Below are 14,311 nucleotides of genomic sequence, written 5' to 3'. Positions count from 1 at the left end.
ACAATTTCCGAAGCCGACTTACGCCGTGGACTGTATGCACGCATACAAATATTACAAGAGCCGCTATTTAACGATAGTGCTTGTTCCGACGATTACACATTGAAATTTAATATCGATTTAGAAGACACACAGCGTAAAGCACGCGAATTTGCCGGGCAATACTCTGCTTTGGCACATGAGCTTCAAAACTCACGCAAAAGGGGCGGATAGCTCAAACTATGCGTAAAAGTCTTCTTTTACGAAAAATATAGTTAAAACAGTTGCAATTTTTATGTAAATATGCTATACTTTATAAGTAACTGTATAAGTAAATCATTTCAGAGGTTTTTTTCATGGCTAATATTATAAATGAAAACTATTACAAACAACGTAACGAACACGGCATGGAACGCTTGCGCGAACTGTTGGATATGCTGCCTGATTTTGTAAAGGAATTTTTCATAGGTATCCAAATGCGTACTACGGTATTAACTCGTTTGAATTACGCATTCGACTTAAAAGTTTTCTTCAGATACCTGAGCGAAAAAAAATATCGAATTCCCGTAAAAGAAATTGCTCTTATCGATATAGAAAAACTGACGGCGTTCGATATAGAATTGTATCTCGATTATTTATCAAACTACACTATAGACGGAAAAACCTATTCGTGTGAAGAAAAAGCCAAGGAACGCAAGCTATCGTCTTTACGCTCTTTTTTCAAATATTATTTCAAAAAAGACAAATTGCTCTCAAACGTATGCGCAAAAGTTGATTTTCCGAAATTACACGATAAACCCATAATACGTTTGGATAATAACGAAATCCACGCCTTGTTACACGAAGCCGAAAACGGAAACAATCTGACAAATCGCCAAAAACATTATCAACAAATTTACGCAAAGCGCGATACCGCGATTTTAACGCTGTTTTTGGGCACGGGGATACGCGTAAGCGAGCTTGTGGGACTCAACGAAGAAGATTTCAACTTTGAAAACAACAGCTTTACGGTAACCCGTAAAGGCGGCAACAAAAGCATATTATATTTTTCGGACGAAGTCAAAAATTCCCTATTGAGTTATTTGGAATGGCTGAAAGAAAAAAAATCCGCTTCATACGAACCGTTCGCAAAACAAGCCCGACTCACCAACGCCATGTTTTTATCAAATCAAGGTAAGCGTTTCAGCGTGCGCGGCATAGAAATGCTTGTAAAAAAATACAGCAAAATCGCGTCGCCGCTCAAAAACATCACGCCCCATAAACTGCGCAGCACATTCGGTACGGCATTATATAGAGAAACTCAAGACATTTACGTAGTTGCCGACGTGCTCGGGCACAGCGACGTAAATACCACAAAAAAGCATTATGCGCAAATGAGTGAAGATATTCGCAAAAAAGCCGCAAACGCTATAGTTTTACACCAAAATAACGATGAAAACCAATAATTTCATGCTATGTGTGACATACTATATGAATTTATCAATTTTGTTTGGATTTCAATATATTTTCAATGCATTGATACGCGGCATATTTCACGTGTTCGTACGTTAAGCCTCCTTGCAAATATGCAACATACGGCTCTTTAATGGGCGCGTCCGCACTCAGCTCTATGGAAGCCCCTTGCACAAATGTTCCGGCAGCCATAATTACTTGGTCATTATATCCCGGCATATCCCATGGATACGGCACAACGTGGCTGTCAACCGGAGATACCGATTGAATAGCTCGGCAAAATTCAATAAGTTCTTCCCCGCAATCGAATTTAATGGAACAAATAATATCGTTCGGAATATCGCCGCACTTAGGTAAAGCCGTATACCCGAGTTTCGAAAACACCTCCGAAAACAATACGCAACCTTTTAACGCTTGCGAAGTAACGTGCGGAGCTAAAAACAATCCTTGATAAAAAGGGCGATAATCGGCGGCATAAGAACCGACCTCCATGCCTACGCCGGGCGCAGTCAGCCGATGCCCAACAGCCTCGACAAGCGAGCTCTTTCCCGCAATGTATCCCCCGGTAGGCGCAATTCCCCCGCCCGGATTTTTTATCATTGAGCCAGCGCAAATATCCGCGCCCGCTTCGGTAGGCTCTATGGCGGAAACAAATTCACCATAGCAGTTATCCACGGCAATAATAACATTCGGAGCCATTCCCTTAACAAACTCGCAAACTTTTCGTATTTCTTCTATCGAAAACGCATTTCGCCAACTGTAACCGCGCGACCTTTGAATAAACACCATTTTAGGTTTCAATTTCTTAAGTCCGCACTCTATAGCGGAGTAATCGAATTTTCCGTCTTTCAGTTCGGCTTTTTCGAATTCGATGCCGAAATCTTTCAACGAACCAATACCCCGTTTTGATATTACGTCACGCAAAGTATCGTAAACGTCGCCCGAAATAGAAAATACGGTATCACCCGGGCGCAAAATCCCGAAGAGCATGAGCGTAATGGCATGAGTTCCCGAGGTTATCAACGGAGAAGCTATCGCTTTTTCCGCCCCGAAAATATCCGCAAACACGCCCGAAAGCGTATCGCGCCCAACGTCGTCATACCCGTATCCGCTTGTGGGGGCAAAATGACGCAATGCGATTTTATGTTTGCGAAAAGCGTCTAAAACTTTTACTTGATTTGCATAGGCGATTTCGTCGATTTCGGCAAACAACCCCGACAAATTCGCTTCGCACTCTTTAATCAATTTTTCCGTACTATTCATATTTTAACTCCGTAGCCACATTTCCGACTCTTTCAAAATATTATTACAATAATCTTCTGAAACGTATTTTTTTTCCGCCGTTATCCATTTGAAAAATGTTATCTGCCTTTTTGCATAACGCCTGCTATTCTGTTTTATTTCGTCCACAGCTGTAATCGGCTCGTCGCCGTTTTTTATCGCTTTGATTATTTCCTTATAACCTATCGCTTCCATGCTTCTGCATTGCCAAAACCGCTCGAGCCCGCAAACCTCGTCTATCAATCCGTTTTCAATCATTCCGTCAACTCTGCTATTGATTTTATCGTAAAGCACTTGCCTATCGGCTTCAAGCACGAAAAACTTAAAATCATACGCGCTTTTTTTCTCGGAAACAACTTCGGATTTTGCTTTACCCGTCTTTTCGTAAATCTCCAAAGCACGAACAACTCGTTTGGTGTCGTTTTCGGATATTTTCATCGCAGAATTACAATCAACCGATTTTAACAAATCATGTAAATACGTTGCACCGCGTTCAGATAGTATTTCGTTATACTTTTTTCGCACCTCTATATCGGGCGCAACGTCTGCAAAATTTTGCTCGTTTATAAGCGCGTTAATATATAACCCTGTTCCACCCGTAATAATAGGCAATTTGCCCATTGCTTGAATTTCAGCTATCGATTTTTTTGCATCCGAAACATATTTTTGAACGGAATATTCTTCATTAGGCTCAACTATGTCTATCATAGTATGCAAAATGCCGCATTTTTCTTCTTCGGTTACCTTTCCCGTCCCTATATCGAGCCGCCTGTATATTTGCATGGCGTCCGCACCGACTATCGCGCCGTTTAGTTTTCGAGCAATTTCTATAGCCACCGAGGATTTTCCTATTCCGGTAGGTCCGCCGATTATCAAAATCTTATTCATGAACGCTTAAACAGTTTCTCCAAATCATGTTTTGAGAATTTGATTATTATAGGTCTGCCGTGCGGACAAAAACGAGTCAAATCGGCTTTGCGCATTTGAGCAAGCAATTTGTCTATCTCGCTTTTAGCCAAATCATCCTCACCCTTAACCGCGCTTTTGCATGCCGCTTGCATCAACTTTTCTTTTACGAAATCAAAACCCCGTTTCCCGATATCCATATCGCTCAAAAGCACAGCCATGAAATGCTTTAAGTCTATATCCGAGCAACATACGGGCAAAGCATATAACGAAAAGGCATTTCCGCTTAACGCGTCTATCTTAAATCCGAACTCGCTCATTTTAGGAAGAGTTTCCGAAAGCGCAACCTTTTCAGACGGCGATACCTCGAAAATATAAGGCACAAGCAAATCTTGAACCGCCAACTCGCCGCTTTCGAATTGCTCCGCCAATTTATCGTATAAAAGTTTTTCATGCGCGGCATGCTGGTCTATAAGATAAAAATCGTCGCCGCATTCCGCAATCAAATAAGTATTAAACAGTTTCCCAACGCAAGCAACATTTTCACCGCCGAACAAATCAAATTCGGCGAGCGTTGTTTCCGTCTTTGTTTGCGTATTCGAAACAGGCGAAACAATCGGCTCTTTTGCCGCACAGTATTCAACGCTTCTGATAAAATCGTTGAGTTTCGCGCTCACCCTACTACTCTCGGCAACCATAGGTTTACCCAAAAACATGCTCTTAATATTTATTGACGGTTTTTCCTCGACTAAAACGCTCGATTTCTCCGCGTTCGTTTTTTGCTCGACAATCGGCTCGAAAGCAAGGCTTGCTTGCGAAACAAACTCTATGGGTTCGGTTGCCATAAAGTCGACTTTTTCCTTTATAGCGTTATATATTACCCCCTTTAATCGCTTCTCACCCGAAAATCTTACGTCCAATTTATTGGGGTGCACGTTAACGTCCACCATATCGGCAGGCAAATCGAGATACAAAACATACGCGGGAAACTGCCGCTTCATCAAATAATTTTGATAGCATTGTTGAATACAGTATGATATATCGGCGTTAACTATATATCTTCCGTTCACTATCAGCGTTTGATAATTGCGCGAATGCTTGGTATAATCGGGGCGACAAATATAGCCCGATAAACTCAACCCCGGCGCAGCGTAAGAAATCTCCGCCATATTATTTGAAAATTCGCTTCCGTAAACGCTGTATATTGCCGATTGCACACCCGTGCCGTCCGACAAATAAACGGTTTCGCCGTCCGCAATATACTTGAATTTCAAATACGGTTTCGAAAGAATTATTTTAATAATAAATTCCGTAACCGAACTTTCTTCCGATTGAACTTTACGCAAAAATTTTGCTCGAGCGGGAATTTTCGCAAACAAATTTCGCACCGTAACTTTAGTGCCGCAAGAAGCCCCGCACTCACCCTCGTCGGTTATCGCACCGTCGGACAAAGTGATTTTATACCCGAGCTCGCTTTCCCGAGTCCGCGAAATCATCTCAACGTCCGCCACCGAAGCAATGCTCGGCAACGCCTCGCCGCGAAATCCGAGCGTGGAGATTGCTTCCAAATCTTTTAAGCTGCGAATTTTACTCGTTGCATGCGGCATAAAAGCAACGGGCATATCTTCGCGAGCTATGCCGCTGCCGTTATCCGAAACGCAAATATAGTCAATGCCGCCCCCGCGTATCTCAACCGTTATCGAGTCCGCGCCCGCGTCTATCGCATTTTCAACCAATTCTTTTACTATGGAACGAGGATTTTCCACAACCTCGCCGGCAGCGATACGGTTAAATATAACGCTGTCCAATACGTTAATTTTACTCATCTCATCTCCGCCTTTTCTTTCAAATCGGTTAAAATATCCAATGCGGCGCGCGGGGTCACGTAATCCAAATCAAGTTCGCTCAATATCTTCGTGATTTCGTGCGTTTTTCCGTCGGGCGCAAACAGTGAAATTTGCTTTCCGCCGTCGGACAGCGTTTCGCTTCTCAAATCCGACGCTTCCAGCCTTTTCAAAATTTCTTTCGCACGTTTTACCACGATTTCGGGCAACCCAGCCAAACTCGCAACCTCGATACCGAAACTGCGGTTTACACTCCCGCGCATAAGTTTACGCAGGAATACTATAGAGTTTCCGAGCTCGCGAACGGTGAGCTTGTAATTCTTAATGCCGCTCAACTTGTTTTCCAAGTCGGTCAACTCGTGATAATGGGTGGAAAACAAAACTTTTGCATTTATCTTCTCCGACAAATGCTCCATTATCGCCCATGCTATGCTCAAGCCGTCGAACGTGGACGTTCCTCGCCCGATTTCGTCCATAAGCAACAGCGACTTATCGGTGGCGTTGTTGAGAATATCGGTAACCTCCGACATCTCCACCATGAAAGTGCTTCTGCCCGACAAAAGGTCGTCGCTTGCCCCGACGCGGGTAAATATCCTGTCCACAATTCCCATGTCGCCGGACGATGCGGGAATAAAGCTACCCATTTGCGCCATAATCGTTATGAGCGCAACTTGCTTCATGTAGATACTTTTTCCCGCCATGTTCGGACCCGTTATAAGCATTATCTTGCTGTCCGAAGAATTAACGAAAGTGTCGTTCGGAACAAACGACTCATCTCTGAGCATTCTTTCAACTACCGGATGTCTACCCTCGCGAATATTCAAAACGTCGTTCGTTGTTATATTCGGCTTTACGTATCCGTTTTCGCGCGCCACTATGGCAAACGAAACAAGACAGTCGAGCATTGCCACGCTTTTTGCCGTAGACAAATATTCGGCTATTCTTTGCGATAACTTTTCGTTAAGCTCAACGTACAACTCCTCTTCCAAAGTTTCCGACAGCTCTTCGGCGTTGAGAATTTTCTCTTCCAACTCTTTCAGCTCTTCGGTAACGTATCGTTCGGCGTTAGCTACCGTTTGCTTGCGCATATATCTGTACGGAACCAAGTCCGCTTGAGCCTTGGGCACTTCGATATAATATCCGAATACGTTCGTAAAGCCTATCCTAAGCGTTTTAATTCCCGTTTCCTCTTTTTCCACGGCAACAAGTTGCTTTAATACGGTATGCGCGTTCGAAATAAGATTTCTATACTCGTCCAATTGGGCGTTGTAACCGTCTTTGAATATTTTGTTCTTGTTTTTGTCTTTGCTTTTTTCTTCTTTGGATTTGCGCTTTGACTTTTCCGCGTTCTCATCGTCGTCTGGGTTTGCGCTTTTCGCATTTTTATCGAATATGGCGGACTCAATCATTTCGCACTCGGCGGTAAAATCGGACAAATTTTCGTATATATGCTTTGCAAGCCGTCCGCCGAAATCCGCAAGCCGCTCTTTCAAAAGCGCGACACCGCGCAAAGACCGCCCGAGCGACAAAAAGTCCACGGGCACCATTTTGCGGCTCGAAAGTCTACCCGTAAGGCGTTCTATGTCATACATACAAGCGAGTATTTCGTGTAATTCTCTGCAATCCACGGATTTCTCGGAAAGCTCTTCCACAAAATCCAATCTCGAATTTATAACTTCGCAATCTATTTCGGGTCCTTCTATCCACTTTTTAAGCAGTCGAGCTCCCATGCCGGTACACGTTTTATCCAAACACCAAAACAGCGAACCTCTTTTATTCCCTTGCGAAAGCGATTGCGTGAGCTCGAGAGTTCTGCGAGCGTTGGAGTCGATAAGCAATCTTTTATCGCCATCGTCGGCAACCAACGCGTTCATATTCGCCATAGAACACTTTTGAGTGTCGTTTATGTAAGACAATAACGCGCCCGCGGCGCAAATACACTGCCTTTCTTTGATAAGTTGCAAATTCTGCTCGGGAAGCCGCGAATGCAATAATTTGTAAGCATTATCGTAATCGAACGCAGTTTCGTTATAAGAACAAAACGGACAAACCGCCCCGAATTTCACTACCGACAAATTTATGCTTTCGGCAAGCATTTCTTCGTTGCATATGATTTCCGACGGCTCTATGCGGGAAAGCAAATCATTTAACTTTACCGCAATTTGCCCGTCGATAAAAGCATGATTAAATTCTCCAGTAGAAATATCCGCCCAAGACACCCCAACGCCGTTATCGAAACAGCAAATACTCGCAAGGTAGTTGTTCCTGTCCTCGGTAAGCATACTGCTTTCGGTAACCGTTCCGGGCGTAACCACACGAGTTACTTCCCTTTTGATTATGCCCTTTTTGTTGGGCGGAGTAACCTGCTCGCATATGGTTACCTTGTAGCCCTTTTGTATGAGTTTCGTTAGATACGCTTCTACGGCATGATGCGGCACTCCGCACATGGGCGCACGCTCGGAAAGTCCGCAATCTCTGCTCGTAAGCGTAAGCTCGAGTTCTCGACTCGCCGTTATGGCATCGTCGTAAAACATTTCGTAAAAATCTCCCAACCTAAAGAACAACAAAGAGTCTTTATTTTGCTCTTTAATTTCGAGATACTGCGCCATCATTGGTGAAAGACCCATTATATAATTTCTCCGTACAACTTGGAATTTTTGTTATCGGTTACGCGAACGGAAACAAATTTACCAACCGCATCTTTGCTGCCCGCATAAGTTATCGCTTTGCCGCATTTTGTTTCGCCTATCATCTTGCCCTTTTTATATTCCGTTCCGAGAACTTCATACGTTTTACCGACGCATCGCTCCGCGAGTCGGCAAGATATTACAAACTGCTTGTCTATAAGTTCGGAAATTCTGCGCTTCTTATCGGCAACGGAAACCTGTCCGTCCATTTCCGCGGCGGGAGTTCCGCTTCTGCGCGAATATATAAACGTATACAAATTAGCAAACTCGGCAACCGAAACCAGCTTTAGCGTATCGGCAAAATCCGCTTCGGTTTCGGTGGGAAACCCTACTATAACGTCGCCCGAAAGTCCCGCGTCGGGCACTTTATCCTTTATCATCGCAACCTTTTCGAGATATCCGCCCGCCGTATATCTTCGGTTCATCAATTTCAGTATTCTGTCGCTTCCCGACTGCGGCGGCATATGTATAAAGTGCGATAGCTTGTCGCTGTTTGCGATAACGTCCACCGTTTGAGAAACGATATCTTTGGGGTGCGACGTCATAAATTTCAAACGGAATTTACCTTCTATGTCAGACAAATCACTCAAAAGCGATGCAAAATCGTTGTTTTTATCACCCAAATCGTTACCGTATGAATTTACGTTCTGCCCGAGCAGAGTTATCTGACTGTATCCGCGCGACACCAACTCGCGAACGTCGGCTATAATTTGTTTCTTTTCTCTGCTACGCTCGCGCCCGCGCACGTAAGGAACGATACAGTACGAACAAAAATTATTGCACCCGTACATTATGTTCACCCACGCGTTAACCCCTAAAGAACGAACGGCGGGAATATTTTCTTTCAGCTTATGTTCCTGCGAAATCTCTATGCGAGTTTTTTTTGCGTTTTCCGCAAGCACTTGAGGTAATTTATCCAAATTATCCGTTCCCAATATGGCATGAATAAACGGACAGCGAGCTTTCAGTTTTTCTGCCGCGCCGTCGGCTTGGGTCATGCAACCGCAAACCACTATTTTCATATCGGGATGATTTTCCTTCTCTTTCTTGAGTATCCCCAAATTGCCCAAAACGCGAGTTTCGGCATTTTCTCTTATACAGCAAGTATTTAGCACAACCACGTCCGCCGCTTCGTTTTCGGAATACGGAACGTACCCATCTTCTTCGAGCAAACCCGCGATTTTTTCGGACTCGTGAACATTCATTTGGCAACCGTATGTAATTATCCTATAAGTTTTGCCCATAATGCCTCCGCATATATTATAACGGAAAATTCAAAAAATGTATAGCAAAAACGCTCCATTGTATGGAAATTTATCATTATAGCTATACTATTTGCATGAGAGTCAAGCGACTGCTAATAATCATATCCACCATCATAATATCGCTATTCGTAATAGCCGGTACAACATTTTTAATACTCACCAACCCCAACGTGAAAATAGCGGGTTGGCAGGAACTCGATACGCAAAAATTGGAGAGAATACACCAAACCGCCACGATAACGGACAAAAACGGAAATATCATTGCCGACGGAATTTACAGCAAAAACAGAATTTACACGCCGATAGAAACAATTCCCGAATGGACGACAGACGCTTTTATAAGCATAGAAGACAAACGGTTTTATTCTCACAAAGGCATAGACTATATAAGAATGTTGGGCGCGGCAAAAAACAATATACTTTCCGCGTCGCTTAGAGAAGGCGCGTCCACGATTACCCAACAGCTCATTAAAAACACCCACCTATCAAACGAAAAAACTTTCGGCAGAAAACTCAGAGAAATTCGCATAGCCAAACAGCTCGAAAAAGAATACGATAAAAAACAAATCCTCGAAGCGTATCTCAATATAGTTTATTTCGGAAACAATGTTTACGGTATCGGTCAAGCGGCTCACTCTTATTTCGACAAAGACGTTTCACAGCTCGATATAGCCGAAAGCGCACTTCTCGCCGGAATAATAAATAATCCGTCGCGCTTTAACCCGCTCACCCACCCCGACCAAGCCATAAAAAGGCGCAATACGGTTTTGGAGAGCATGCTCAAAAACAACAAACTTACGAGCGATACCGCAAAACTCGAAAAAGAAAAGCCATTACAGTTAAAGCAAGGTTATAAAGATATTGCCGCATGTTATATAGAAAACGCGATAAACGAAGCGGGAGAACTCCTCGACTGTTTGCAAGACGAATTGTTTGAACAAAAGCCGACAATAACCGTAAACGCAAATTTCGCTTTAATTAAGCAAATTAGTAATAGTTTGTCTGACATACTACAGGATAATAGGTATAAAATACGCGTGCTTGTAATAGAAAACAATACCTCGTCGGTGATTTGCGACGTATCGAACACAAATAACAATACCGATATTTTGCGGCAACCCGGTTCGACAATCAAGCCTTTCGTATCATACGCCCCCGCTATCGAAAAAAAACTGATATTCCCAACGTCGGTTATACTCGACGAAAAAACCGATTTCGGAGGTTATTCCCCGAAAAATTTCAACAATAAATACTACGGCAACGTTACCGTGTCCGACAGCTTGAAAAACTCTCTCAACGTGCCCGCCGTAAAACTTACCGATATGTGCGGAATTCCCTACTCCAAATCGGTAGCTACACGCTTCGGTTTGAAATTTTCGGATAAAGACAACGGACTCGCCATTGCTCTCGGAGGACTAAGCGACGGCGTTACTTTGAACAATTTGGCGGATGCATATTCCACTCTCGCCAACGGCGGCAAATACAAAAAAAGCAGTTATATTAAATCGATTAGCACAAACGGAAAGACCGCTTACGTAAACAAAACCGCCGAAACCAAAGCCGTAGGCGACGACACTGCGTATCTCATTACTCGCATGCTTTTGGATTGTGCGCAAACGGGAACGGCAAAAAAACTTTCGCAATTCGGCAACGTGGCGGCAAAAACGGGAACGGTAGAACACGGCGATAAAAACAGCGACGCCTACTGCGTAGCATACACCCCGCGCCACACCGTTGCCGTGTGGTACGGAAACGACGAAAACGAAGCAAACATTTACGGCGGAAAAGAACCGACGATAGCGGCAAAACGGGTATTGGAAATACTTGCGGACAAGTCGCAGTTCGAAATCCCCGACAGTGTGGCAAAACTCGATATAGACGCGCGAAAACTGCAAGACGAAGGCGCGGTATATCTTGCCGCGCCCGATTTACCAAAACGGTATCGTATTTCAAGTTATTTTTCCAAAAACAATTTGCCCAAAGAATATTCTTATTACGAGTTACCCGAAATTTTCGATTTACTCGACCTGCCCGAGCTTGAGCATTTCGAGATTATCGACGGCTTCGTCGAGTAATTGCTCGTAATCTTCAATCTTAAGTTCCTCTTCTTCCACACGCTTAAGCGTAGGTTTTGTAACGGGGCTTTCGGGTAAAAATACCGTACAGCAATCTTCATACGGCAACACCGAAGTTTCGTACGTATCTATCTTTTGCGAGATATCGATTATTTCCTGCTTGTCCATACCTATCAACGGGCGGAACACGGGCAACGATTTTACCGTGTCGTTGGTAACGGTGATGCTCTCGAGAGTTTGGCTCGCAACCTGTCCCAAACTCTCTCCGTTTATCAAACAACCCAACTCGTACTTATTCGCCACCCGCTCGGCTATGCGCATCATGAACCTGCGAAGAATTGTAATCATATAAGAGTCGGTGCACTTGGCGTGTATTGCTTCCTGAATTTTCGTAACGGGCACGCAATATAGTCTGATTTTACCGCAATATCTCTGCATTATAGAAGCAAGTTTTATCACTTTTTCTTTGGCGCGTTCGCTCGTGTACGGATAAGAATGAAAATGCAGAGCGTCGAAGCCCAAGCCGCGCTTTGCCATCATGTATCCGGCAACGGGACTGTCTATGCCGCCCGAAAGCAACAAAAGACCTCTTCCCGCGCTACCTACCGGCATTCCGCCCGAACCCGGCAATACCTTACCGTATACGTAAGCCATGCCGTTCTCGCGCACGTCTACCCATATAATATTTTGCGGCTCGTGCAAATCCACCGTTAAATGCGGGTTTGCCGATAAAACCGCGTCGCCGAGCTTAGCCGCAAGCGCAACCGAGGTTATGGGATATCTCTTGTCGCCCCTGTTTACGTTCATGCGAAAACTGCCCGTCGCGGGAGCTTCGCTCAAAACGCATTTGAGTATAGACTCGTAAACGTTGGGAATACAACAGGCAACGCTCAAAGAATGTATTCCGAATACGGCGCTCAAAGCCGTTAAAATCTTACTTTCGGATTGAGCGGAAAAATTTTTCACGAGATATCTGCTTCGGTTTATTTCCAATTCGCAATCAAACGGCTTTAGCTTGTATTTAATGTTTTTAATGAGCAACCGCTCGAAATAATCTCTGTTTTTTCCCTTGAGATAAAGTTCGCCGTAACGAATGACTATCACTTTTTCCATCGGAGTTCCTCCACGCATTCTTTGATTGTTTTTGCAACCGAGTCCATATCGTCGGATAGATTGCAAACCCCGAAACCGATACGCACATTCCCTTCTATTTGTCGCATATCTCGTCCCATGGCAGACAGCACTCTGTTCTTTTTTAGCCGCGACGAGCACGCAGACCCCAAACCAATTAAAATCCCTTTGTCGGCAAGTTTACGCTGAAGCACCTCGGCTTTTATCCCCGCTATCGATAAAGACAATATGTACGGCGACTGCTCGCTCGCTTCGTTAAATACCGCGTCTTTTATATCTTCGAGAGCCTTTTTCATTCTTTGTCGCAACGCAAATATTTGCCCGCCGTCAAAGGCGGAAAAATCCTTTGCGGCTTGGCAAAATCCCATTATAGCCGCCACGTTTTCCGTCCCCGACCTTTCGCCCTCTTCCTGCCCTCCGCCTATAATAAACGGCGCAATGCGTATTCCGTCGCGAACCCATAACGCGCCTATGCCCTTAGGTCCGCCTATTTTGTGCGCGCTCAAGCTGTATAAATCTATTCCCGCATGCTCGCAGTTTACGTCTATTTTGCAAAACGCCTGCACCCCGTCGCTATGAAACAAGCACCTCGGACTGATTTGCTTTGCGATACGCGATAACAGCGCAATATCGTTAATCGCGCCGGTTTCGTTACTGCAATGAATAACCGACGCAAGCGTTGTGTTTTCGTCGAGTTTGCTTTGATAGTCCGATATATCCACCGTTCCGTCGGCGCACAGCTTTACAAATCTTACGTCAAACCCTTTATCGGCAAGAGCGCGGGCATTTTCGTATCCCGAAGCATGCTCGCCCATAGATACCAAAATATTACCTTTTTTGTTTTTGACTCCGCAATTATAAACCCATGCGTTGGACTCGGTTGCGCACGATGTAAAATACAACTTTCCGCCCCCGCCGAGTTTATCGCACAAATAAGCTCGCGCCGCGGCGATTTTTTTTACCACCTCGAAAGCGGGCGAATACAGTGCCGACGGATTAAAATATTCTTCGGAATAATATCTTTCCATTTCTTTCACAACGGAGTCGAACACTCGCGTTGTGGCGGCGTTATCGAGATAAATCATGCTTGTTTTGCAGCTGCCGACGGCATATTCAAACTCTTGTCTATAATTCCTATGCGCGGCAAACTCCTTCTCAAGGCAGACAGCATTTCGTCGTTAGGCTCAATATGCAACAGGAAATTTTCTCCGTCGTCTCTGTAAGAAAGATAAACGATACGGCTTTCGTCCTCGTAATCGCAAATTGCGTACTGCTTTTTTGCGTTTTTGGAAGCGGCGTACCTGTCGTATGCGTCGCACGTAACGCGCCCCATCGATTCAACCGCGCTCATTCTCACCGTGCACATCAACTTGCGCTTATTGCGCAAAACCACTTTCACTACGCGAAGCGTTCCGCCGTTCAAAATGTAGTCGTATTCGGTGTTGGAATTTCGGAGCATTTTTCCCATGAATATGAAAGCCAAAATAAACGGCGCACCCGAAAACACTCCTATGGCAAGACCTATCGCCGCACCCAAAGCCGTTGAAAAATCCACCATAAACATTATAATGAAAAACATTATAATCACGCCTATTGCGAGCAGAATTTTACGCACTACCGACAGTATCGCCGTGCGTTTTTTGTGTTTTTCTATACGCGGATTATCCACGTTTTGTTCAAAAAATATATCCAAC

General features: G+C 44.4%; 10 protein-coding genes. 2 read left to right on the top strand and 8 right to left on the bottom strand.

Annotated features, from left to right (window positions below):
• The first annotated feature begins 332 nt into the window (after positions 1-332).
• Positions 333-1,421 carry a tyrosine-type recombinase/integrase gene (locus NFR55_RS01915; protein WP_251545672.1) on the top strand — a complete coding sequence of 363 codons (1,089 nt, stop codon included), beginning with the start codon at positions 333-335 and terminating at the stop codon, positions 1,419-1,421.
• 34 nt (positions 1,422-1,455) lie between these two features.
• Here the strand turns inward: NFR55_RS01915 and NFR55_RS01910 are convergent, their stop codons facing one another.
• From NFR55_RS01910 to miaB, 5 genes are read right to left on the bottom strand one after another with little or no spacing between them, the layout of a single operon-like run.
• Positions 1,456-2,691 carry a methionine gamma-lyase family protein gene (locus tag NFR55_RS01910; protein ID WP_251545670.1) on the bottom strand — a complete coding sequence of 412 codons (1,236 nt, stop codon included), beginning with the start codon at positions 2,689-2,691 and terminating at the stop codon, positions 1,456-1,458.
• 3 nt (positions 2,692-2,694) lie between these two features.
• A complete protein-coding gene (miaA, locus tag NFR55_RS01905) occupies positions 2,695-3,597 on the bottom strand; it encodes a tRNA (adenosine(37)-N6)-dimethylallyltransferase MiaA (protein ID WP_251545668.1) in 903 nt (300 codons plus the stop codon).
• Positions 3,594-5,441 carry a DNA mismatch repair endonuclease MutL gene (gene mutL, locus NFR55_RS01900; protein WP_251545666.1) on the bottom strand — a complete coding sequence of 616 codons (1,848 nt, stop codon included), beginning with the start codon at positions 5,439-5,441 and terminating at the stop codon, positions 3,594-3,596. Before mutL ends, miaA begins: the two co-directional genes overlap by 4 nt.
• Entirely contained in the window at positions 5,438-8,086 is a 2,649-nt protein-coding gene (gene mutS, locus NFR55_RS01895) for a DNA mismatch repair protein MutS (protein ID WP_251545664.1), read from the bottom strand. Before mutS ends, mutL begins: the two co-directional genes overlap by 4 nt.
• Positions 8,086-9,390 (bottom strand): tRNA (N6-isopentenyl adenosine(37)-C2)-methylthiotransferase MiaB, encoded by a 1,305-nt coding sequence (gene miaB, locus NFR55_RS01890; protein WP_251545662.1) that lies wholly within the window; start codon positions 9,388-9,390, stop codon positions 8,086-8,088. Before miaB ends, mutS begins: the two co-directional genes overlap by 1 nt.
• A 95-nt stretch (positions 9,391-9,485) precedes the next feature.
• Here miaB and NFR55_RS01885 point away from each other — a divergent pair, with 95 nt between their 5' ends.
• Positions 9,486-11,486 (top strand): transglycosylase domain-containing protein, encoded by a 2,001-nt coding sequence (locus tag NFR55_RS01885; protein WP_251545661.1) that lies wholly within the window; start codon positions 9,486-9,488, stop codon positions 11,484-11,486.
• Here NFR55_RS01885 and thiI read toward each other — a convergent pair.
• From thiI to NFR55_RS01870, 3 genes are read right to left on the bottom strand one after another with little or no spacing between them, the layout of a single operon-like run.
• Positions 11,430-12,599: a tRNA uracil 4-sulfurtransferase ThiI gene (thiI, locus tag NFR55_RS01880; RefSeq protein WP_251545659.1), complete on the bottom strand. Its 1,170-nt coding sequence runs from the start codon at positions 12,597-12,599 to the stop codon at positions 11,430-11,432. The genes NFR55_RS01885 and thiI overlap by 57 nt on opposite strands.
• Positions 12,587-13,702, bottom strand: a complete 1,116-nt coding sequence (locus NFR55_RS01875) for a cysteine desulfurase family protein (RefSeq protein WP_251545657.1) — start codon at positions 13,700-13,702, stop codon at positions 12,587-12,589. Before NFR55_RS01875 ends, thiI begins: the two co-directional genes overlap by 13 nt.
• Positions 13,699-14,310: a hypothetical protein gene (locus NFR55_RS01870; RefSeq protein ID WP_251545655.1), complete on the bottom strand. Its 612-nt coding sequence runs from the start codon at positions 14,308-14,310 to the stop codon at positions 13,699-13,701. The genes NFR55_RS01875 and NFR55_RS01870 overlap by 4 nt, the downstream gene beginning before the upstream one ends.
• Position 14,311: the final 1 nt, after the last annotated feature.

Source organism: Pumilibacter intestinalis, assembly GCF_943193005.1.
Classification (GTDB): domain Bacteria; phylum Bacillota; class Clostridia; order Christensenellales; family Pumilibacteraceae; genus Pumilibacter; species Pumilibacter intestinalis.
This window is presented reverse-complemented; position numbering and strand designations above follow the sequence as displayed.

Coding starts and splice junctions, on each gene's coding strand:
- NFR55_RS01915 (WP_251545672.1), top strand. CDS start 333: ATGGCTAATATTATAAATGAAAACTATTACAAACAACGTAACGAACAC.
- NFR55_RS01910 (WP_251545670.1), bottom strand. CDS start 2,691: ATGAATAGTACGGAAAAATTGATTAAAGAGTGCGAAGCGAATTTGTCG.
- miaA (WP_251545668.1), bottom strand. CDS start 3,597: ATGAATAAGATTTTGATAATCGGCGGACCTACCGGAATAGGAAAATCC.
- mutL (WP_251545666.1), bottom strand. CDS start 5,441: ATGAGTAAAATTAACGTATTGGACAGCGTTATATTTAACCGTATCGCT.
- mutS (WP_251545664.1), bottom strand. CDS start 8,086: ATGGGTCTTTCACCAATGATGGCGCAGTATCTCGAAATTAAAGAGCAA.
- miaB (WP_251545662.1), bottom strand. CDS start 9,390: ATGGGCAAAACTTATAGGATAATTACATACGGTTGCCAAATGAATGTT.
- NFR55_RS01885 (WP_251545661.1), top strand. CDS start 9,486: ATGAGAGTCAAGCGACTGCTAATAATCATATCCACCATCATAATATCG.
- thiI (WP_251545659.1), bottom strand. CDS start 12,599: ATGGAAAAAGTGATAGTCATTCGTTACGGCGAACTTTATCTCAAGGGA.
- NFR55_RS01875 (WP_251545657.1), bottom strand. CDS start 13,702: ATGATTTATCTCGATAACGCCGCCACAACGCGAGTGTTCGACTCCGTT.